This is a genomic window from Rathayibacter sp. AY1F2, from assembly GCF_002930885.1.
Lineage (GTDB): Bacteria > Actinomycetota > Actinomycetes > Actinomycetales > Microbacteriaceae > Rathayibacter.
In genome coordinates, this window is record NZ_PSVG01000010.1 from 46,848 (window position 1) to 67,204 (window position 20,357).

The window sequence follows — 20,357 nt, forward strand, 5'->3', positions numbered from 1 at the left end:
CAGCCGATCGAGTGGGAACGCGTCAGCGGGCACTCCTCCGGGAGCGACCGGCCGACCGGTCCAAGCGAGGTGGTACCGCGACCCGGCCCGGGGTCTGAGATCCGGGCGGGCCGTCCTCGTGCAGACCAGCAGCACTGCCAGGAGACCGCACGTGACCTACCCCCTGACCCCGCCCACCCCGCACGGAGCCGAGCCCGCCGAGGGCTCCGCGTTCGGCCGGGGCGTGTCCCCGTCGCCGCGCTTCCCCGAGATCGAGGAGCGCGTGCTCGCGTACTGGAAGGCGGACGACACCTTCCAGGAGTCGATCCGGCAGCGCGAGGGAGCGCCGGAGTGGGTCTTCTACGACGGCCCGCCCTTCGCCAACGGCCTGCCGCACTACGGGCACCTCCTCACCGGCTACGCCAAGGACGTCTTCCCCCGCTTCGAGACCATGCGCGGACGGCAGGTGCACCGCCGCTTCGGCTGGGACACCCACGGCCTGCCCGCCGAGCTCGAGGCGGAGCGGCAGCTCGGCATCACCGACAAGTCCCAGATCGAGGAGATGGGCGTCGCGGCCTTCAACGCCGCCGCGAAGGAGTCGGTGCTGCGCTACACCGGGGAGTGGCAGGACTACGTCACCCGCCAGGCGCGCTGGGTCGACTTCGACGACGACTACAAGACGCTCGACCCCACCTTCATGGAGTCGGTGATCTGGGCGTTCAAGCAGCTCTACGACAAGGGCCTCGCCTACGAGGGCCACCGCGTGCTGCCGTACTGCTGGCGCGACCAGACGCCGCTCTCGAACCACGAGCTGCGGATGGACGACGACGTCTACAAGATGCGCCAGGACCAGACGGTCACCGTCACCTTCCCGCTGGTCGGCGAGACGGCGGAGGCGCTCCAGCTGACGGCGGTCCGCGCTCTCGCGTGGACGACGACGCCGTGGACGCTGCCGACGAACCTCGCGCTCGCCGTCGGGCCCGACATCGAGTACGCGGTCGTCCCCGCCGGCCCGAACGGCGCGGCCGACGGCAGGGGCGAGCCCGAGGAGCGCGAGCTCTCGGCCGAGTACCTGCTCGCCATCGACCAGGTCGGCGCCTACGCGAAGGACCTCGGCTATCCGGACGCGGAGTCGGCCCTGGCCGCCGTCTCGCGCGCCCACCGGGGCTCCGAGCTCGAGGGGATCAGCTACGACCGCCTCTGGGACCACTACGCGGACACCGAGGCCTGGGGCACGCAGAACGCGTGGCGCATCCTCGTCGCCGACTACGTGACCACCAGCGAGGGCACCGGCATCGTGCACCAGGCGCCCGCCTACGGTGAGGACGACCAGAAGGTCTGCGAGGCGGCGGGCATCCCCGTCATCATCTCGGTCGACGACGGCGGCCGCTTCCTGCCGCAGATCAGCGAGGTCGCCGGCCTCCAGGTCTTCGACGCGAACAAGCCCCTCACGCAGCTCCTGCGCGCGGGCCACCGGCTGCTCCGCCAGGCGAGCTACGAGCACTCGTACCCGCACTGCTGGCGCTGCCGCAATCCGCTGATCTACAAGGCGGTCTCGAGCTGGTTCGTCCGCGTCACCGCGATCCGCGACCGCATGGAGGAGCTCAACCAGGAGATCACCTGGGTCCCCGAGAACGTCAAGGACGGCCAGTTCGGCAAGTGGCTCTCGGGCGCGCGCGACTGGTCCATCAGCCGCAACCGCTACTTCGGCTCGCCGATCCCGGTGTGGAAGAGCGACGACCCGGAGTACCCGCGGATCGACGTCTACGGCTCGCTGGACGAGCTGGAGCGCGACTTCGGCGTGCGCCCGGACGACCTGCACCGGCCGTTCATCGACGAGCTGACCCGCCCGAACCCCGACGACCCGACCGGGCGCTCGACGATGCGCCGGATCAGCGACGTCCTCGACGTCTGGTTCGACTCCGGATCGATGCCCTTCGCCCAGGTGCACTACCCGTTCGAGAACGCGGACTGGTTCGACACCCACAACCCGGCGGACTTCATCGTCGAGTACATCGGGCAGACGCGCGGCTGGTTCTACACGCTGCACGTGCTCTCCACCGCGCTCTTCGACCGCCGGGCGTTCCGCAACGTGGTCAGCCACGGCATCGTGCTGGGCAACGACGGGCAGAAGATGTCCAAGTCGCTGCGCAACTACCCGGACGTGGCCGAGGTCTTCGACCGCGACGGCTCCGACGCCATGCGCTGGTTCCTGATGTCGAGCCCGGTCCTCCGGGGCGGCAACCTCGTCGTGACGGAGGAGGGCATCCGCGAGGGCGTCCGCCAGGTGCTGCTGCCGCTGTGGAGCACCTGGTACTTCTTCTCCCTCTACGCCAACGCCTCGGCGGGCGGCGGCTACGAGGCGACCAGGCGCACCGGCTCCGAGGACGTCCTCGACCGCTACCTGCTGGCCAAGACCCGCGATCTGGTCGAGACCGTGACCGGCCGGCTCGAGGCGCTGGACTCCACGCTCGCGGCCGCCGCGCTCCGCGACTTCAGCGACGTGCTCACGAACTGGTACGTGCGCCGCTCCCGCGACCGCTTCTGGCAGGGCGTCGACGAGGACGGCCGCGGATCGGAGGCGTTCGACACGCTCTACACGGTCCTCGAGACCGTGTGCCGCGTCGCCGCCCCGCTCCTGCCTCTCATCACGGAGCAGATCTGGCAGGGCCTGACCGGCGGCCGCAGCGTCCACCTCACCGACTGGCCGGAGGCGGACGAGTTCCCCGCCGACCCGGCGCTCGTGCATGCGATGGACGCGGTCCGCGGCATCTCGTCCACCGCGCTCTCCCTCCGCAAGCAGGCCGGGCTCCGCGTCCGCCTGCCGCTCGCGCGCCTGACCGTGGTGGTCGCCGACGCCGCCGAGCTCGCGCCGTTCGAGGCGATCCTCCGCGACGAGCTGAACGTGAAGGAGGTGTCGCTGGTGCCGTTGGTCGACTCCAGCGCCGCCGACTACGGCGTCACCTCCCGTCTCGCGGTCAACGCGCGCGCCGCCGGGCCCCGGCTCGGCAAGGGCGTGCAGACCGTGATCAGGGCCGCCAAGGCCGGCGACTGGAGCGAGACGGACGGCGTCGTCACCGCCGGCGGCGTCGAGCTGGTCGAGGGCGAGTACGAGCTCACGCTCGAGGTCGGCGGCTCGGCCGGCGACGACCGCGCCATCGCCCTGCTCCCGCGCGGGGGCTTCGTGCTCCTCGACACGGCGACCACCCCCGAGCTCGAAGCGGAGGGGCTCGCCCGCGACCTCATCCGCGCGGTGCAGGACGCCCGCAAGGCGGCCGGGTTCGAGGTCAGCGACCGGATCGTCCTGGAGGTCGTGCTCGACGAGCCGAGCCTGCAGGCGCTCGAGCCGCACGCGCTCTGGATCGCGGAGGAGACCCTCGCGACCGGATGCGCGTTCACTCCGCTCACCACGGCTCTCGAGGGCGGCGAGGGCGCGATCGCCTTCGGCCCCGCGGGCACCGCCATCATCCGCGTCGAGAAGGTCGAGGCCGCCGATGTCTGATCCGTTCGAGCCGGACGACGCCGACCGCGCGGCCGCCGACGCCGTCTACGCCGCGCTGCTGGAGCGCCTGGGCGAGGCGAGCGTCCGCCCGCGCCTCGCTCCGACCCGGCGCGCCGTCGAGATCCTCGGCGACCCGCAGCGCGCCTACCCGGTGATCCAGATCGCCGGAACCAACGGCAAGACCTCGACCAGCCGGATGATCGAGAGCCTGCTGCGCGCCCACGGGCTGCGGGTGGGCCTGTTCACCAGTCCGCACCTCGAGCGCTTCAACGAGCGCATCGTCATCGACGGAGAGCCGATCTCGGACCGGAGCCTCGCCGACAACTGGCAGGACGTCGAGCCGTACCTGCGGATGACCGACGCCGAGCTGGCCGAGCAGGGCGAGGCGCCGCTGTCCTTCTTCGAGGCGATCACCGTCCTGGCCTACTCGGCCTTCGCCGACGCGCCGGTCGATGTGGCCGTCGTCGAGGTGGGGATGGGCGGCGAGTGGGACTCGACGAACGTCGCCGACGCGCAGGTCGCCGTCTTCACGCCGATCGCCCTCGACCACACCGACCGCCTCGGCTCGACGATCGAGGAGATCGCGCGCACCAAGTCGGGCATCGTCAAGCCGCTCGCCTCGGTGGTCTCCGCGAGGCAGGTCCCGGAGGCGGAGGCGGTGCTGCGGCACGCGGCCGAGGCCACCGAGTCGACGATCGTCGTCGAGGGGGCGGAGTTCGACGTCGGGTCGACGACCGTCGCCGTCGGCGGCCAGGTCGTCACCGTCCGGGGACTCGTCACCACGTACGAGCAGCTGCTGCTGCCGTTCTTCGGCGACCACCAGGCCGAGAACGCCGCCGTGGCCGTCGCCGCGGTCGAGACGTTCCTGGGAGGCGGGACGCAGGAGCTCACCGGCGACGTCCTCGACGAGGGCTTCGCCGCCGCGACCTCCCCGGGCCGCCTGCAGCTCGTCGGACTCGCTCCGCGCACCGTCGTCGACGCGGCGCACAACCCGCACGGGGCCGCGTCCCTCGCCGCCGCTCTCGGCCGCTACTTCGACTTCGACCGCGTGACGGCCGTCCTCGGCGTGCTGGCCGAGAAGGACGCCGAGGGGATCCTCCGGGAGCTCCGCCCCGTGGTGGACGAGCTGATCGTGACCACGGCGCCGAGCGATCGGGCGATGCCCGCCGAGGAGCTCGCCGCGCTCGCCCGCACCGTGTTCCCGGAGGAGGCGGTCCGCGTCGCCGACGACCCGCTGGGTGCTCTCACGGCCGGCCGCGTCCTCGCGGCGCGCACCGACAAGGGCGCTCTGCTGGTCACGGGCTCGATCACCCTCGTCGGCCGCACGATCACCGCGGCCCGCGACGAGAACTGGCTGGGCGCGTGAGGGCCGGACGCCCGCGGCGCTCGCGGACCGTCCGGGAGAGCCTCGGCTCGATCGTGCTCGGCTTCGAGGCGGTCATCGTCTTCCTCGCCACCCTGGTGGCCTTCGGGCTGAAGGCGGCCGACCCCGTGGTCGTGCTGGTCGGGGGAGCGGTGGTCTGCCTCGCGCTCGTCGCCACTCTGGGCCTGCTGAACCGGCCGGTCGGCTTCCGCATCGGCTGGGTGCTCCAGTTCGTTATCGTGGCCTCGGGCCTGCTGGTCCCGATCATGTACGTGATCGGCGCCGCCTTCGTGGCGCTGTGGACGTACTGCATGGTGACCGGCACCCGCCTCGACGCTCAGACGCGCCGGGCGGCGGAGCCCACCGACCCCACCGAAGGAGACCGCTGAACCATGGCCACCCAGGAGACCCTCGTCCTCGTCAAGCCCGACGGCGTCGCCCGCAACCTCACCGGCGAGATCCTCCGCCGCATCGAGGCGAAGGGCTACTCCCTCGTCGACGTGAAGCTCGTCGAGGCCGACCGCGAGCTGCTCGCCGCCCACTACGCCGAGCACGAGGGCAAGCCCTTCTACGAGCCGCTCGTCGAGTTCATGGAGAGCGGCCCGATCATCGCCCTGCGCATCGCGGGCGACCGCGTGATCGAGGGCTTCCGCGCCCTCGCCGGCACCACCGACCCGACCACGGCCGCTCCCGGCACCATCCGCGGCGACCTCGGCCGCGACTGGGGCCTCAAGGTCCAGCAGAACCTCGTGCACGGGTCCGACTCCGAGGAGTCGGCCGCGCGCGAGCTCGGCCTCTGGTTCGCCTGAGCCGCTCGGCCGCCTGCCTCTGACGACGTCCGTCAGAGGTAGGCGAGCACGTTCAGCCTCACCTGCGCGATCACCGCGATCAGCAGGTAGCAGAGCAGCGTGATGAACGGGACCCAGCCGTAGGCGGCACCGGCGAAGCGGCGCACCCCGGCGCGGACGGGGAACACGCCCTCACGGAGGTTGCGGAGCGTCACCAGCCAGAAGCCCGGGATGACGACGGCCCAGGTGAGCATGCACCAGGGGCAGAGCGTTCCGAGCGCGAAGACGCTCGTCGCGATGAGCCAGCCCACGAACACCAGGGCCAGCAGGAAGCCGACGTTGAAGGCCGCCCAGAACCACCGGTCGAACCGGGCGCCCGCGAGCAGGCCCAGCCCCACCACGATCGGCGCGATCCAGGCCGCCAGGCCGATGAGGGGGTTCGGGAAGCCGAAGACCGCGCCCTGCGCCGAGTTCAGGTTCGCACTGCACTGCACGAGCAGGCTGAAGTCGCAGCCGAGGCCCGCATCGGGGTTCTCGAGAGCGGCGAACTTGTCGTTCGTGAGGGCGAAGGCGGCGGTCCAGCCGATCACGCCGAGGACGATCAGCAGGACGGCGAAGAGGACGGGGCGCTGCTGCATGGGGGCGTCGCGCACCCCGGGATCGCTGGACACCGGGGGATTATGGCACGCGCCGGATCGGCGCCTCTGGGAATGCGTGCGATAATCGGAGCCGTCGGTCCGGGGGACCCCGCATCGACGCGAAGAAGGTTTACCGGGCGAGCACCGGGCCACAGGAGATCGACAGCGTTCCGCGAATGGACGCGCCGGATCTCCGCTCCGCCGGGAGTCGACCGCAGGTCGCACCGCGGAGGAGCGCGTGTCGGATAGTCAGTTCCGAGAGTGCAGCTGCAACCGGAGTCCCGCGCCACGAGCGCGACGGGACCGGGGGAGCGGAAGGATTCGCGGCGGGCCGAGGCCCCTCGCACGAGAGAAGCATCCGGGAAGACGACGCGGCGGACGACCCGGCCGAGGAGTGCACCAGGAATGGTGGAAGACAACAGTACGAGCGGATCCGATCCGGACCGCGACGGGCCCCGCAGCGGGGCCAGGAAGATCAGCCGCCTCTTCGGTGGCCGCCGGGCGAGCCGGCGGACCGAGTCGAGCGCGCCAGCGACAGGGGAGACGATCATCGACAGCATTGAGACCGACCAGACCGGAGCCGAGGGCACCGAGCTGCCCGAGACCGGGAGCGCCGCGGAGGCGGCCGAGCCGTCGACGTCGACGGGCGCGGTGTTCTTCAACGCCCTCCCGCAGACCCCGGGCGCCGACCAGGAGGAGCCGCGACGGCCCGCACTGCCGAGCCCGTCGCTGCTGTTCCAGGCGCCGGTCCTGCCCGACTACGTCGAGCTGGCTCCGCTGCCTCCCCGCGGTGCGCCGCTGGGCGTCCAGGACGAGCGCGAGAGCCCGGCCGAGGAGCAGGGCTCCGTCCGCCGCCGCTCGCGCCGCCGCAGCGGCGAGAGCGAGAGGTCCGGCTCCGACGACCCCGAGAACACCGTCGTCCGGGTCCGCCAGCCGCGCGAGCAGCGCGAGGCCCGCGAGCCCGAGCTCATCACCGAGCCGCAGCGCATCAAGGGCTCGACCCGCCTCGAGGCCAAGAAGCAGCGCCGCCGCGACGGCCGCGACGCCGGCCGGCGCCGCACGGTCGTCACCGAGTCCGAGTTCCTCGCCCGCCGGGAGGCCGTCGACCGCGTCATGGTCGTCCGCTCGAAGGAGGACAGCATCCGCATCGGCGTGCTCGAGGACGGCGTCCTCGCCGAGCACTACGTCGCCCGCTCGCAGGAGGCGTCGCTCATCGGCAACGTCTACCTCGGCCGCGTGCAGAACGTCCTCCCGAGCATGGAGGCCGCCTTCGTCGACATCGGACGCGGGCGCAACGCCGTGCTCTACTCCGGCGAGGTCGACTGGGACGCCGCGAACAACGCCGGCGGCCCCCGCCGGATCGAGCTCGCGCTCAAGCCCGGCGACCGGGTCCTCGTCCAGGTCACGAAGGACCCCGTCGGCCACAAGGGCGCCCGTCTCACGAGCCAGATCTCGCTCCCCGGCCGCTACCTCGTCTACGTGCCCAACGGCTCGATGAACGGCATCTCGCGGAAGCTCCCGGACACCGAGCGCGCCCGCCTGAAGAAGATCCTCAAGGAGGTGCTGCCCGAGAACGTGGGCGTCATCGTCCGGACCGCGGCCGAGGGCGCCACGGAGGAGCAGCTGACCGTCGACGTCGAGCGCCTGACCGCGCAGTGGACGGCTCTCAGCGCGAAGGCCGCGACCGGGCAGGCTCCCGCTCTCCTGCACAGCGAGCCGGACCTGCTGATCAAGATCGTCCGCGACGTCTTCAACGAGGACTTCGAGAAGATGGTCATCGCCGGCGACGACGCCCGCGAGACCATCGAGCTCTACCTCAGTCAGGTCGCACCCGATCTGCTCGAGCGCGTCGAGGTCTACACGGGTGAGAAGGACGCGTTCGACGAGTTCCGCATCACGGAGCAGATCGAGAAGGCGCTGGAGCGCAAGGTGTGGCTGCCCAGCGGCGGCTCGCTCGTGATCGACCGCACCGAGGCGATGACGGTGGTCGACGTCAACACCGGCAAGTTCGTCGGCTCGGGCGGGAACCTCGAGGAGACGGTCACGAAGAACAACCTGGAGGCGGCCGAGGAGATCGTCCGCCAGCTGCGCCTGCGCGACATCGGCGGCATCATCGTCGTCGACTTCATCGACATGGTGCTCGAGTCCAACCGCGACCTCGTGCTCCGCCGCCTGGTCGAGTGCCTGAGCCGCGACCGGACGAAGCACCAGGTCGCCGAGGTCACCTCGCTCGGCCTCGTGCAGATGACCCGCAAGAAGCTGGGCCTGGGACTGCTCGAGACCTTCAGCGAGAACTGCGAGATCTGCGCCGGACGCGGCGTCATCGTCCACCACGACCCCGTGCTCAAGCACCGGTCGACCGCCGCTCCGCAGCAGGAGCAGCGCCGCCGGGGCAAGGGCGGCGAGCAGCAGCCCGCCGCCTCCGGGCGCTCGAACGGCGGGCAGAACGGGCAGGGCGCGCCGGCGACCAAGCCGGTCAGCACCCACGCCATCACGGACGACGCGAAGAACGCGCTCGCGCAGATCGCCGCCAGCACCATCCACCCCCAGGCCGTGCGCCAGGCGGCGGAGGAGGCGGCCGCGCTGGTCGAGGACGCCGCCGAGACCGTCGAGGCCATGGCGCCGGAGGAGTCCGCCACGGCACCCGAGGAGCAGCCGTCCGCGCCGAGCCGTCGCGGCGAGCGTCCCGCCCGGGGCGAGCGCCGTCGTCGCAGCCGCGACCGCGAGCCGCGCCAGGAGGCCGCCGAGACGGCGACCGTCGAGCCGGCTCCCGTCGAGCCGGCTCCCGTCGAGACCCCGGTCGAGAAGGAGATCGAGCCGGCCGCTGCCGCGCCGATCCTCGACATCCCGATCGCGCCGGTTACGCCTCCGCGCCGCGTCCGCAGCGAGGTCGCCGAGCACCTGCTCGACTCCGTGCTCGACGCTCTGCCGGCCCCGAAGCAGCCCGGCCAGGGCCGTGCGAAGAGCCGGCGCGTCACGACGGCCGCGCTCACCGGAGTCGCGGTCATCCCCGAGCAGACCCCGCGCCGCGCCGACCAGTAGCGCGACCCGGTGTCAGGAGGGCCCGGTGCCCGGCGAGAGCCGGCGCCGGGCCCTCTCGGCGTCCCGGTCGCGCCCGCGGACGCGGAGCCCGCTCCGCCTCAGCCGCTCGACCAGCTCCCGCGCGCCGACGGGGACCGCGCCCGCGGCGACGAGCTCGTCGATCCGCTCGTCGGACACGTCGTAGTGGTCCAGGTCGAAGCCGCGCTCGGGCACGCCGAGACGGCGCGCGAAGTCGTGGAGCTCCTCGAGCGAGACGTCGCTCACGAGGTGCGCCCACAGCCGGCCGTGCGCCGGCCAGCGCGCGGCGTCGACGAGGATGGCCATTCCCCGATCGTAGGCGGCGCGCCGTCCGTCCACGTGCCTCCTCCTCGACTATCGTGACGGGGTCGCCGGTCGGGTGGACACGGCTTCGCAGTCGTGTGCGTTTGACCGTGGAGCGCGGATCCCGTACTCTTGACCGTTGGTGTGGCGCGATCCATGTGCTCACGCAGATTTCCGTTGTCGCTCCGCCCCTCACGGGGCGCGGGCCGCGGTGCCGGTTCCCTCGTGTCGTGAGGAGACGGGTACGAACCGGAAGACCGGGGCTCAGCCCCGTCCCTACAAGCCCCGGACGAGGCCTCCGCTCCGTCCAGACGAGAAACAGGTACGAGAAGTGGTTTACGCAGTTGTGCGCGCCGGCGGTCGGCAGGAGAAGGTCGAGGTCGGCACCATCGTGACGATGGACCGCGTCAAGGCCGACGAGAACGGCACCGTGCAGCTTCCTGCCGTGCTGCTCGTCGACGGTGAGTCGATCACCTCGGACGCGGCGACCCTCGCGGGCGTCACCGTCACCGCCGAGGTGCTCGAGGACCTCCGTGGTCCGAAGATCATCATCCAGAAGTTCAAGAACAAGACCGGTTACAAGAAGCGCCAGGGGCACCGTCAGGACCTCACGCGCGTCAAGGTCACTGGCATCAAGTAGTCCTGCAAAGGAATTGAGCTGACCTGCGGAGCGAGCCATCGCCCTGCAGGGCAACAGCACGGGGCTGCGGCCCCCCGGTCTCGAGGAGATGAGAAATGGCACACAAGAAGGGCGCGAGCTCCACTCGCAACGGTCGCGACTCGAACGCGCAGCGTCTCGGCGTCAAGCGCTTCGGCGGCCAGGTCGTGAACGCGGGCGAGATCATCGTCCGCCAGCGCGGCACCCACTTCCACCCCGGCGCGAACGTCGGACGCGGTGGCGACGACACCCTGTTCGCCCTCTCGGCGGGCGCTGTCGAGTTCGGCAGCAAGGGCGGCCGCAAGGTCGTCAACATCGTGGCGGCCGCCCAGTAGGGTCGACCTCCTCGGCCGCACAGGCACAGGACGCAAGGGGCGGGCTTCGGCTCGCCCCTTGCGCGTTTACCGGGGCACAGCCCCCCGGTGCCGGCATCCCGGCGCCGCACGCACTCACGGACGGATTCACACCATGGTCACCTTCGTCGACAACGTCACGCTGCATCTGCGTGCCGGCCACGGCGGCAACGGCTGCGTCTCCGTCCGTCGCGAGAAGTTCAAGCCGCTCGCCGGCCCCGACGGCGGCAACGGCGGGCACGGGGGCGACATCGTCCTCGTCGCCGACCCGCAGACGACGACGCTGCTCGCCTACCACCGCCACCCGCACCGCAGCTCCGAGAACGGCGGTCCCGGCATGGGCGACCACCGCGCGGGCGGGAACGGCGAGCTCATGGAGCTCCCCGTCCCGGTCGGCACGGTCGTCAAGTCGCCGGACGGCGACCAGCTGATCGACATGGACGAGCCCGGCCTCCGGTTCGTCATCGCTCCGGGCGGGCAGGGCGGGCTCGGCAACGCCTCGCTCGCCACCACGAAGCGCAAGGCGCCCGGCTTCGCGCTGCTCGGCACGCCGGGCTGGGAGGGCGACGTCGTCCTCGAGCTGAAGACCGTCGCGGACGTCGCGCTCGTCGGATTCCCCTCGGCGGGCAAGTCGAGCCTCGTCGCGGCGATCTCGGCGGCCAAGCCGAAGATCGCGGACTACCCGTTCACGACCCTCGCGCCCAACCTCGGCGTCGTGCAGGCGGGGGAATCGCGCTTCACCGTCGCCGACGTGCCCGGTCTCATCGAGGGCGCGAGCGAGGGCAAGGGCCTGGGTCTGGAGTTCCTCCGCCACGTCGAGCGCTGCACCGCCCTCGTCCACGTGCTCGACTGCGCCACGCTCGAGCCCGGCCGCGACCCGCTGACCGACCTCGACATCATCCTCGGGGAGCTGGCGGCGTACCCCGTCGGCGACGGACAGGTGCCGCTGATCGAGCGGCCGCAGCTGATCGCGCTCAACAAGGTCGACGTGCCCGAGGCCCAGGAACTGGCCGACTTCGTCCGGGCCGACCTCGAGGGCCGCGGCTACCGCGTGTTCGAGATCTCGACGGTCAGCCACTCGGGACTCCGCCAGCTGACGTTCGCCCTCGCCGAGATCGTCGAGAAGCACCGCCTCGAGCTCGCCGCCGTGCCGCGGGTCGAGCGCATCGCCATCCGCCCCCGCGCCGTGGACGAGAAGGACTTCGAGATCCGGGTCGAGGGCGGCTCGTACGGCAACGTGTACCGGGTCCTGGGCACCAAGCCCGTGCGCTGGGTCGCGCAGACCGACTTCACGAACGACGAGGCCGTCGGCTTCCTCGCCGACCGCCTGGCCAAGCTCGGAGTCGAGAACGGCCTGTTCTCGGCTGGAGCGGTCGCCGGCTCCACCGTCGTCATCGGCCCCGGCGACGGCGTCGTCTTCGACTGGGAGCCGACCCTCACCTCGACGGCCGAGCTCATCACCGCGCCCCGCGGAACGGACCTCCGCCTCGAGGACAACCGGCGCAAGACCCGCAACGAGCGTCGCGAGGACTACTTCGAGCGGATGGACGCCAAGGCCGAGGCCCGCGCGGAGCTCGAGCGCGAGCGCCAGGGCGGCGTCTGGCGCGTCGCCGACGAGGGCGACGGCACGGAGGCCGGCGAGGAGAGCTGACTCCCGCCGCCGGGGTCGTCTGCCTCTACACTGGCCGGATGCCGCAGACGACCCCCGACAGCAGTGCGCTGACCGAGCGGTTCGCCGCTTCCCGTGCCGCGTCGCGCTCCCTCCGCAGTGCGACCACCGACCTCAAGAACCGGGCTCTGCTCGCCATCGCCGACGCGGTGCGCTCGAGCGCCGCGCGCGTCGTCCCGGCGAACGAGCTCGACCTCCAGCGGGGTCGCGAGAGCGGGATGAGCGCGGGCCTGCAGGACCGCCTCCGCCTCGATGCGGCGCGCCTGGGGTCCCTCGCCGACGCCGTCGTCGCGGTCGTCGGGCTCACCGATCCGGTCGGGCAGACGGTGCGGGGATCGAACCTGCCCAACGGCGCCTCCCTCACCCAGGTGCGGGTCCCGTTCGGCGTCGTCGGAGCGATCTACGAGGCGCGCCCGAACGTCACCATCGACATCGCGGCGCTCGCCCTCAAGAGCGGGAACGCCGTGATCCTGCGTGGAGGCACGGCCGCGGAGAACACGAACCGCGTCCTGGTGGAGCTGCTGCAGGAGGCCGTCGCCTCCGTCGGCCTGCCCGCCGAGCTGGTGCAGACGGTCGACGACCACGGCCGCGAGGGCGCGAAGGCCCTCATGCGAGCGCGCGGCTACGTCGACGTCCTGGTGCCGCGGGGGAGCGCCGGCCTCATCGAGTCGGTCGTGACGGAGTCGACGGTCCCCGTGATCGAGACGGGCGCCGGAGTCGTCCACGTCTTCCTCGACGCCAGTGCCGACGAGCAGTGGGCCGTGGACATCGTCCACAACGCCAAGGTGCAGCGTCCGAGCACCTGCAACGCCCTCGAGACCCTCCTCGTCCACCGCGACGCCGCCGAGCGCCTCCTCCCGCCCGTGCTCGGCCGGCTCGCGGAAGCGGGAGTGACCGTGCACGGCGACGAGCGCGTCGCGGCGCTCTGGCCCGACGCGGTGCCCGCCACCGACGAGGACTGGTCCGCGGAGTACTACTCGCTCGACGTCGCCGTCGCGATCGTCGACGACCTCGACGCCGCGATGGCCCACATCGACCGGTACTCCACCCACCACACCGAGTCGATCGTGACGAACGACCTCCGAAGCGCCGAGCGCTTCCTCGCCGAGGTCGACTCCGCGGTCGTGATGGTCAACGCCTCCACCCGCTTCACCGACGGCGGGGAGTTCGGGTTCGGCGCCGAGGTCGGCATCTCGACGCAGAAGCTGCACGCTCGGGGCCCCATGGGCCTTCCCGAGCTGACCAGCACGAAGTGGCTGCTGCGCGGCGCGGGACAGGTCCGCGCCTAGCGCCCGGACCGGCGATCCGGCGTCGAGCGGCGTCCGGGTAGACTCGTCGGAGCCCCGCCGGGGCGACCACGACCTCCAAGGAGCACTGCATGTCCCTCGCGACGACCGTCCTCGCCGAAGCAGCGGCCCACACGGAGCTGCCGTTCCCCCCGATCGTCTTCGGCCTGATCGCCGCCGTCGCCTTCACGGCGCTCGGCTTCGTCACTTGGAGCTACCGGGACGTGGCGAACCGCCACTCGCACAAGACCGGTGCCGGCTCCCACGACCAGCACGGTCACGGACACTAGGCGGGGAGCCCAGCGATCGTGACGTCCGCCGCGAGCGGAGGCCCGCGGCGTCCGCGCATCGGCGTGATGGGCGGCACCTTCGACCCGATCCACCACGGTCACCTGGTCGCCGCCTCCGAGGTGGCCCAGTCGTTCGACCTGGACGAGGTCGTCTTCGTGCCCACCGGCCAGCCGTGGCACAAGAAGACGGTGACCTCCGCCGAGCACCGGTACCTGATGACGGTGATCGCGACGGCGTCGAACCCGCGCTTCACCGTCAGCCGAGTCGACGTGGACCGCATCGGCACGACCTACACGATCGACACCCTGCGCGACATCCACGCCGCGCACCCCGACGCCGAGCTGTTCTTCATCACCGGCGCGGACGCGGTCGCTCAGATCCTGAGCTGGAAGGACTACGACGAGCTGTGGGAGCTGGCCCACTTCGTCGCCGTCAGCCGGCCGGGGCACGTCCTCAACGTTTCGGGATTGCCGGCCCAGGACGTATCCTTGTTGGAGATTCCGGCACTGGCGATCTCCTCGACCGACTGTCGGAGCCGCGTCAACCGGGGTCATCCGGTCTGGTACCTGGTTCCCGACGGTGTCGTCCAGTACATCTCGAAGCACCACCTGTATCGGAGCACGTCATGACAGTTCAGCCCGAGGAGAAGCCGCTCACCCGGCGCGAGATCCGCGAGCGCGAGAGGCGCGAGGCCGGTGCGGCCACGACCGCCGCCGTTCCGACGACGTCCCGCCGAGCTGCCACCGCGACCGCCACCACCGCCGGCGACATGCCGGTGCTGACCCCCACCCAGGCCCTGCGGATCACCCCCGTCGAGCCGAGCCCCGCGAGCGAGCCCGACCTGCGCACCTCCTCGATGGAGATCGTCGCCACCGAGAACGCCACGGGCCGCCAGCTGACCCGTCGGGAGCTGCGCGCACTGCTGGCGCAGCAGCAGGCGGAGAAGGTCGCCGCCGCACCGGAGGCGGAGCCGCCCGCCGACGAGGAGCGGTCCGACGACGAGCGCTCCGACTACGTCGAGGGCGCCCTCGAGCGCGCCTCGGCGCTCCCGCCGACCGGGTCGGTCCCCGTGATCGAGGCGGCCGACGAGTCCCGTGATGCGGAGCCGGTGCCCGAGGGCGCAGCGGAGCAGGAGCCGGAGGGCGACGAGGACGTCGTCACCGAGGACGCCCCCGAGGCGTCCGAGGAGGAGGCGGACGAGTCCGCCACCGATGCGACCGCGGACGCCGACGCGGCCGAGGTGCACGAGGCCGAGATCGAGAGCTCCTCCTCCGACGACGAGACGCCGTCCGCGGACGCCTCCGACGAGCGGGACGCGGACGACGAGCAGCCGACGGCCGGCGAGCAGCCCGAGCAGCCGCACCTGAACACCGCGCTCTTCGCGTCGGTGGGCGGATCCCTCGACATCGCCGACGAGAAGGCCACCGAGATCACCGGGAGCTTCGAGCCGCCGATCGAGCACCTCGCCATCACCGAGGAACTCGACAGCAAGTCGAAGGAGGAGGTGGACGCCTCGTTCGACTCCCTCATCGCGAGCGGAGTCGCCGCCACCGGTGCCGTCACCACCACCAACGCGCTGATCCTGCCGACCACGGGCCCCGGCGCGACAGTCGGCACGGACACGGGGGAGATCCTCGTCACCGGCTCGTTCGACCTCCCGCGCAGCCTCGGCTCCACGGGCCAGCACCCGAACCTCTACGACTCGCCCGATGTGGACCGCTACGTCGACCGCATCGACCGCGAGCAGCCCGTCGGCGAGTCCGAGCCGGTCCGGGCGTCCAGCGCCGTCTCCACCCACGCCGCCGGCACCTCGATGATCGCGCCGCAGAAGCGCGCCGGCGTGAGCGTCCCGGTGGTCCTCGCGATCACCGCGGCCGTCCTGCTGGTCGGCGCGATCGCGCTGTTCATCGGCGGCTTCGTGCTCAACATCTTCTGATCTCCACCACCGACACTGAAGGCTTCATGACTGCGACCGATTCCGCCCGCGCCCTGCTCCAGCTCGCGGCCACCGCCGCCGACTCCAAGGGCGGTGAGGACCTCGTCGCCCTCGACGTCTCGGGGCCGCTGCCGCTGGTCGACATCTTCCTCCTCGCCACCGGCCGCTCCGAGCGCAACGTGGTCGCGATCGCGAACGAGGTGGAGGACCGCCTGAACGACTCCGGCGCCAAGCTGCTGCGCCGCGAGGGCCGTGCGGAGGGCCGCTGGATCCTCCTCGACTTCGGCGACCTCGTCGTGCACGTCTTCCACGAGGAGGACCGCATGTACTACTCGCTCGAGCGCCTCTGGAAGGACTGCCCGACGGTGCCGTTCACCCTCGAGCAGCCCGTCGCCGTCGACTCGTCGACGTCCTCGAACTGACGAACACGCCCGGCGACAGCGCTCGATTTCACTTCACGCGAATCGTGTTGTAGTTTATTCGAGTTGCTTCCGCCGGGCGGAGACAGCGAAAGACAGTACGAAGCAAGACAGAACACAACACGGGTCCGTGGCGCAGCTGGTAGCGCACCTGCATGGCATGCAGGGGGTCAGGGGTTCGAATCCCCTCGGATCCACCGAACAGGTCCGCACTCCTCCGGGAGTGCGGACCTTCGTCGTTCACGGCGCTACAGGGTCCGGCGCCGTCCTGTCCGGCTCAGGCCGGTCAGGCCAGCCAGGACCGTGCCCGTCCGGCCACCGGGTCCCCCTGCTGGTCACGCACGGGTCGGCCCGACCGGCTCCACGTGGCCGCCGCATCCGGCGAGGAATCCGGAGAGCTCGCCCCAGGCGTCCTCCCCGATCGTGGTGCCCGGGCGCCGTGCGAGATCGGCCAGAGCGTCCGTCAGCTCGTCGACTCCCGTCAGGATCCTCGTCCGTGCCGCTCCCGTGCCCTGCCATCCGGGCGCGTACGTCCTGACGTCGGGGTGGCTGTAGAGCACGGCCGTCTCGAACCACGGCGTGGGCAGACCGTTCAGGGCCAGGTGCTCCTTGAGTCTCGCGGCCTGGATCCGGACCTGCCGGGCGGGGACGTGCTGCTCGACATGCGTGCGCACCGTCCACCGCGACACCGTCCCCGGTGCGATCTGAACCGCGAAGGCCTCGGGCAGGGCGTCCTCGTCGAGGAGGACGCCGTAGGAGGGGTGGACGGTACCGGGTCGCACGCCGTCGAAGACGACCCCCTGCCAGTACTTGGCCTCGATGATGAGCGCGCCGTGCCGGGTGAGCAGCAGATGGTCGATCTGCGCGAGGAAGCGGCGCGTCGTGCGCGCCTCGACCGGTACGAAGACGACGTTCGTGGCGAGGACGCCGGACAGCCCCGCCGAGGCGCACGCCTCCCGGATCAGGGTGTGCGAGACGGCCTCGCTGCTCCAGGTCCTGGCGAGCGCGTCACGGGTCTGCTCGACCTCCTCCTGCGCCGTCTCGAGCTCGGTCCGACTGAGGTCGCGCTCGGCGTCGCGCGCGCGTCAATGCCTTGAGCGCCGCCTCGTGGCTCCGGTCGCGCTCGGCGATCGTGCGCTGGTGCTCCTCCGAGGCCTCCTCCGCGGCCTGCTCCGCCGCCGCTCTCGCCGCAGTGCGCCGTCGGCGGCCGGCGACGACCGTGATGAGAAGGGCCAGGAGCAGGGCGGCCGCGACGGCCCAGGGGAGGTACTCGTTCATGGTCCCCAGGCAAGCACGGACCACCGACCGTGCGCCGCGACGGCTCCCGATCGCGCCGCTCGGCGGACCGGCCGCGGTGCGCTCGCTCGTGCCCTGTCCGGACGTCTTCGTCGGCGTCCGCCTGCGCGCGCGGTGGAGACGCCGACCCTGCGCCGGCCGATCGCGCAGGCGGAGCCCTACCGCCGCCTGGCGGACGCGATGCGCGACCAGCACGAGGTCCGGCTGACCGGCGTCGAGGGCACGCTGCTGGGCTTCGTCGGCCCGCAGCCGTTCCAGGGGATCAGCGTCGCCGGCCTGCAAACGCACGTCGTCGACACCACCGGCGGGATCGGCGGCCACGTGCTCGCCGCCTCCGGAGTCGCGGGCCTGATCGAGATCGAGCGGTACGGCGGCATCACCCTCCTCCTGCTGGAGTCGGACGACCACCCGCGAGCCGACTTGGACGCGGCGGCCGACGCCGGGATCCGCGCCGTGGAGACCGACCACCCGCCCTGAGCGGCCCTACCCTGGACGCATGCCCTCACTGCGCGACGTCCACGCCGTCATCGACCGTCTCTGGCCCGAGGCGGCCGCCGAGAGCTGGGACGCGCCCGGCCTGGTCACCGGCGACCCCGACGCCGCGGTGGAGCGGATCCTGCTCACGGTCGACGTGGTCTCCGACACCGTCGCGGAGGCCGTCGACGGCGGATACCAGCTCCTGGTCGCGCACCACCCGCTGCTGCTGCGCGGCGTCACCTCGATCGCCGAGGACGGCTACAAGGGCCGCCTGCTCGCGGACCTCGTCCGGGGCGGCTGCGCACTGATCTCGGCCCACACGAACGCCGACATCGTCGCGGACGGCGTCTCGGACGTGATCGCGACCCGCCTCGGCCTGACCGGCACGACTCCGATCGTCCCGGGCGCCGACCCGTCGGTCGGGCTCGGCCGGGTGGGCGATCTGCCCGAGGAGGTGACGCTCGGACGCCTGGCCGGAGCCGTGGCCGAGCTCCTGCCGGCCACCGCGGGGGGAGTGCGGGTCGCGGGCGCCTACGAGACACCCGTGCGCCGCGTGTCGCTCTGCGGGGGAGCGGGGGACTCCCTCCTGGACGCCCCCGCCGTCCGCACGAGCGACGTCTTCATCACCGCCGACCTCCGGCACCACCCGGCCTCCGAGGCGCGCGAGAAGGCCCTGCACGGCACCGGCCCCGCCCTCATCGACGTCTCGCACTGGGCGAGCGAGTGGCTGTGGCTCGACGTCGCCGCGACCGCGCTGCGGGACGCCCTGCCCACGGTCACCGTCGAGGTGAGCGAGACCCGCACCGACCCGTGGGATTTCGCGATCGTGCACTGACCCGCCGCGGGCACGGGAGAATGGACGCGGCGCGCCCGTACTGCGCGCCGGGAACGAGGACCGCCACGTGAAAGCCAGCCCCGCACACCAGCGCGAACTCCTGACTCTGGCGAGTCTGGACACGAGGGGCGCGCAGCTGCGCCACGCCCTCGCGACGCTCCCGCAGATCGCGCGGATCCAGGCGATGCAGGCCCGCGACAACGAGACCCGCCGCTCCCTCGCCGAGCGCACAGGGCGCCTCGAGGACGTGCGCACCGAGCTCGGGCGCATCGAGTCCGACGTCAGCGTGGTCGAGAAGCGGCTCACCCGCGATCGCGACCGCCTGCAGACCGCATCCGCGGCCAAGGACATCGCCGCGCTCGAGAGCGAGATCACCTCCCTCGTGAAGCGACGGGGAGACCTCGAGGACATCGAGCTGACCCTGATGGAGCGGATCGAGGGCATCGAGTCCGAGGTCGCCGCGGCTCAGGCCGAGCGCGACGAGGTCGTCGCCTCGCTCGGGACCCTCGCCGAGGAGCGCGACGCGCAGGCCGAGAAGCTCCGCGACAAGCAGGAGGCGCTCGCCCGGGACCGCGCCGACCTGGTGACGACCCTTCCGGAGGACCTGGTCGAGCTGTACGAGAAGCAGCGCGCCCGCTACGGAGTCGGCGCGGCCCTCCTCCGCGGGAAGGTGTCGGAGGGGAGCGGCGTGGCCCTCACCGAGTCGGACCTCTCCTGGATCCGCGCCTCCGCTCCGGACGAGGTCGTCCTCTGCCCCGACAGCGGCTGCATCCTGGTGCGCGGCGAGGAGTCCACGCTCGCCTGAGCCGTACACTGGACGGGCGAACGGGCCGGCAAGACGGTCGCGTCACCGCGGCGAGAGCCGTGGTGCCGAGGAACGTCCGGGCTCCGCAGAGCAGGGCGGTGGGCAACACCCACCCGGGGCGACCCGCGAGACAGTGCCACAGAGAACAGACCGCCGTCGGCTCCGGCCGGCGGTAAGGGTGAAACGGTGGTGTAAGAGACCACCAGGGGCCGGAGTGATCCGGTCCGCTCGGTAAACCTCGCCCGGAGCAAGGTCAGACAGAGGACGATGCGGCTGCTCGTCGGGTCCTCGGGTAGACCGCTGGAGGGTCACGGCGACGTGGCTCCGAGAGAGATGGCCGTCCAGCGCCCGCCGAGAGGCGCGGCGTGAACAGAACCCGGCGTATCAGCCGACCCCTTCGCCACGAGATGCCCCGCCCCGGCGGGGCATCTCGCGTCTCCGCCGGTCGCCGAGCTCGCGCTCCCGCCCGCAGGCAGCGCGACGGCCTGCCGTGGCGGTTCCGGGGTCTCGACACACCCTTGCGCGGCTACTCGTCAAGACTGGCGCAGTCCATCTCTCGCGCTGCCTCCTGCGGACGAAGCGGTGCAGCACGGCGTCCGGCAGGCGACGGTCCCGGAGGACGGTCCTGAGACGCCGCTGCGGATCGACCGCCGAGGACCAGGTGCCCCCGCCCCCGTCCTGGCTCACCGCGACCGCTGA

The 20,357-nt window shown here is 72.0% G+C and carries 20 protein-coding genes, 1 tRNA gene and 1 other RNA gene; 19 read left to right on the forward strand and 3 right to left on the reverse strand.

Annotated features, from left to right (window positions below):
- Nucleotides 1-151: 151 nt before the first annotated feature.
- The 4 genes from ileS to ndk are packed head-to-tail and all read left to right on the forward strand — an operon-like array spanning nt 152 to nt 5,653.
- Nucleotides 152-3,481 (forward strand): isoleucine--tRNA ligase, encoded by a 3,330-nt coding sequence (gene ileS / locus C5C54_RS09720; RefSeq protein ID WP_374953284.1) that lies wholly within the window; start codon nt 152-154, stop codon nt 3,479-3,481.
- On the forward strand, nt 3,474-4,847 hold the full coding sequence (locus C5C54_RS09725; protein WP_104288248.1) for a folylpolyglutamate synthase/dihydrofolate synthase family protein: 1,374 nt from the start codon (nt 3,474-3,476) through the stop codon (nt 4,845-4,847). Before ileS ends, C5C54_RS09725 begins: the two co-directional genes overlap by 8 nt.
- Entirely contained in the window at nt 4,844-5,233 is a 390-nt protein-coding gene (locus tag C5C54_RS09730; protein ID WP_104262805.1) for a DUF4233 domain-containing protein, read from the forward strand. Before C5C54_RS09725 ends, C5C54_RS09730 begins: the two co-directional genes overlap by 4 nt.
- A gap of 3 nt (nt 5,234-5,236) precedes the next feature.
- Nucleotides 5,237-5,653, forward strand: a complete 417-nt coding sequence (gene ndk / locus C5C54_RS09735; RefSeq protein WP_104267223.1) for a nucleoside-diphosphate kinase — start codon at nt 5,237-5,239, stop codon at nt 5,651-5,653.
- A gap of 32 nt (nt 5,654-5,685) precedes the next feature.
- Here ndk and C5C54_RS09740 read toward each other — a convergent pair whose 3' ends face one another.
- Complete coding sequence (locus C5C54_RS09740) at nt 5,686-6,303, reverse strand: vitamin K epoxide reductase family protein (protein ID WP_374953285.1); 618 nt, start codon at nt 6,301-6,303, stop codon at nt 5,686-5,688.
- Between the two features lie 372 nt (nt 6,304-6,675).
- Between C5C54_RS09740 and C5C54_RS09745 the strand changes: the two genes are divergently transcribed.
- Nucleotides 6,676-9,312, forward strand: coding sequence for an Rne/Rng family ribonuclease (locus tag C5C54_RS09745; protein ID WP_104288249.1), 2,637 nt, complete (start codon nt 6,676-6,678; stop codon nt 9,310-9,312).
- 12 nt (nt 9,313-9,324) lie between these two features.
- Here C5C54_RS09745 and C5C54_RS09750 read toward each other — a convergent pair whose 3' ends face one another.
- Complete coding sequence (locus tag C5C54_RS09750; RefSeq protein WP_104288250.1) at nt 9,325-9,636, reverse strand: DUF4031 domain-containing protein; 312 nt, start codon at nt 9,634-9,636, stop codon at nt 9,325-9,327.
- A gap of 328 nt (nt 9,637-9,964) precedes the next feature.
- Between C5C54_RS09750 and rplU the strand changes: the two genes are divergently transcribed.
- From rplU to C5C54_RS09795, 9 genes are all read left to right on the forward strand, one after another.
- The gene (gene rplU, locus C5C54_RS09755; protein ID WP_104223682.1) at nt 9,965-10,273 is read left to right on the forward strand and encodes a 50S ribosomal protein L21; all 309 of its coding nucleotides are present in this window, start codon (nt 9,965-9,967) and stop codon (nt 10,271-10,273) included.
- 95 nt (nt 10,274-10,368) lie between these two features.
- Nucleotides 10,369-10,626 (forward strand): 50S ribosomal protein L27, encoded by a 258-nt coding sequence (gene rpmA / locus C5C54_RS09760; RefSeq protein WP_068209107.1) that lies wholly within the window; start codon nt 10,369-10,371, stop codon nt 10,624-10,626.
- 133 nt (nt 10,627-10,759) lie between these two features.
- Nucleotides 10,760-12,295, forward strand: coding sequence for a GTPase ObgE (obgE, locus tag C5C54_RS09765; RefSeq protein WP_104288251.1), 1,536 nt, complete (start codon nt 10,760-10,762; stop codon nt 12,293-12,295).
- 38 nt (nt 12,296-12,333) lie between these two features.
- On the forward strand, nt 12,334-13,602 hold the full coding sequence (locus C5C54_RS09770) for a glutamate-5-semialdehyde dehydrogenase (RefSeq protein ID WP_104288252.1): 1,269 nt from the start codon (nt 12,334-12,336) through the stop codon (nt 13,600-13,602).
- An 89-nt stretch (nt 13,603-13,691) separates the two neighbouring features.
- A complete protein-coding gene (locus tag C5C54_RS09775; RefSeq protein WP_104223679.1) occupies nt 13,692-13,889 on the forward strand; it encodes a hypothetical protein in 198 nt (65 codons plus the stop codon).
- Nucleotides 13,890-13,907: 18 nt separating this feature from the next.
- A complete protein-coding gene (gene nadD, locus C5C54_RS09780; RefSeq protein WP_104223678.1) occupies nt 13,908-14,519 on the forward strand; it encodes a nicotinate-nucleotide adenylyltransferase in 612 nt (203 codons plus the stop codon).
- Nucleotides 14,516-15,826, forward strand: coding sequence for a hypothetical protein (locus C5C54_RS09785; RefSeq protein WP_104262802.1), 1,311 nt, complete (start codon nt 14,516-14,518; stop codon nt 15,824-15,826). Before nadD ends, C5C54_RS09785 begins: the two co-directional genes overlap by 4 nt.
- Before the next feature lie 26 nt (nt 15,827-15,852).
- On the forward strand, nt 15,853-16,248 hold the full coding sequence (gene rsfS, locus C5C54_RS09790; protein ID WP_104223676.1) for a ribosome silencing factor: 396 nt from the start codon (nt 15,853-15,855) through the stop codon (nt 16,246-16,248).
- 121 nt (nt 16,249-16,369) lie between these two features.
- Nucleotides 16,370-16,442: transfer RNA gene (locus C5C54_RS09795), tRNA-Ala, on the forward strand.
- Nucleotides 16,443-16,580: 138 nt separating this feature from the next.
- On the opposite strand, the gene C5C54_RS09800 is transcribed toward C5C54_RS09795, so the two are convergent.
- Nucleotides 16,581-17,105, reverse strand: a complete 525-nt coding sequence (locus C5C54_RS09800; RefSeq protein WP_258063287.1) for a nuclease-related domain-containing protein — start codon at nt 17,103-17,105, stop codon at nt 16,581-16,583.
- On the opposite strand from C5C54_RS09800, the gene C5C54_RS18325 reads away from it, so the two are divergent.
- The 5 genes from C5C54_RS18325 to rnpB all read left to right on the forward strand — a co-directional run bounded on the left by C5C54_RS18325 (nt 17,007) and on the right by rnpB (nt 20,058).
- Complete coding sequence (locus C5C54_RS18325; protein WP_258063285.1) at nt 17,007-17,342, forward strand: hypothetical protein; 336 nt, start codon at nt 17,007-17,009, stop codon at nt 17,340-17,342. The genes C5C54_RS09800 and C5C54_RS18325 overlap by 99 nt on opposite strands.
- A gap of 313 nt (nt 17,343-17,655) precedes the next feature.
- Nucleotides 17,656-18,018 carry an acetolactate decarboxylase gene (locus tag C5C54_RS17945; RefSeq protein WP_181127872.1) on the forward strand — a complete coding sequence of 121 codons (363 nt, stop codon included), beginning with the start codon at nt 17,656-17,658 and terminating at the stop codon, nt 18,016-18,018.
- A 19-nt stretch (nt 18,019-18,037) separates the two neighbouring features.
- A complete protein-coding gene (locus C5C54_RS09810; RefSeq protein ID WP_104288255.1) occupies nt 18,038-18,853 on the forward strand; it encodes a Nif3-like dinuclear metal center hexameric protein in 816 nt (271 codons plus the stop codon).
- Between the two features lie 67 nt (nt 18,854-18,920).
- A complete protein-coding gene (locus C5C54_RS09815; protein WP_104226713.1) occupies nt 18,921-19,658 on the forward strand; it encodes a zinc ribbon domain-containing protein in 738 nt (245 codons plus the stop codon).
- Between the two features lie 21 nt (nt 19,659-19,679).
- Nucleotides 19,680-20,058, forward strand: an RNA gene (gene rnpB / locus C5C54_RS09820) — RNase P RNA component class A.
- Nucleotides 20,059-20,357: the final 299 nt, after the last annotated feature.

Coding starts and splice junctions, on each gene's coding strand:
- C5C54_RS09745 (WP_104288249.1), top strand. CDS start 6,676: ATGGTGGAAGACAACAGTACGAGCGGATCCGATCCGGACCGCGACGGG.
- C5C54_RS09725 (WP_104288248.1), top strand. CDS start 3,474: ATGTCTGATCCGTTCGAGCCGGACGACGCCGACCGCGCGGCCGCCGAC.
- obgE (WP_104288251.1), top strand. CDS start 10,760: ATGGTCACCTTCGTCGACAACGTCACGCTGCATCTGCGTGCCGGCCAC.
- C5C54_RS09770 (WP_104288252.1), top strand. CDS start 12,334: ATGCCGCAGACGACCCCCGACAGCAGTGCGCTGACCGAGCGGTTCGCC.
- rpmA (WP_068209107.1), top strand. CDS start 10,369: ATGGCACACAAGAAGGGCGCGAGCTCCACTCGCAACGGTCGCGACTCG.
- C5C54_RS09750 (WP_104288250.1), bottom strand. CDS start 9,636: ATGGCCATCCTCGTCGACGCCGCGCGCTGGCCGGCGCACGGCCGGCTG.
- C5C54_RS09775 (WP_104223679.1), top strand. CDS start 13,692: ATGTCCCTCGCGACGACCGTCCTCGCCGAAGCAGCGGCCCACACGGAG.
- ndk (WP_104267223.1), top strand. CDS start 5,237: ATGGCCACCCAGGAGACCCTCGTCCTCGTCAAGCCCGACGGCGTCGCC.
- rsfS (WP_104223676.1), top strand. CDS start 15,853: ATGACTGCGACCGATTCCGCCCGCGCCCTGCTCCAGCTCGCGGCCACC.
- C5C54_RS09785 (WP_104262802.1), top strand. CDS start 14,516: ATGACAGTTCAGCCCGAGGAGAAGCCGCTCACCCGGCGCGAGATCCGC.
- C5C54_RS09810 (WP_104288255.1), top strand. CDS start 18,038: ATGCCCTCACTGCGCGACGTCCACGCCGTCATCGACCGTCTCTGGCCC.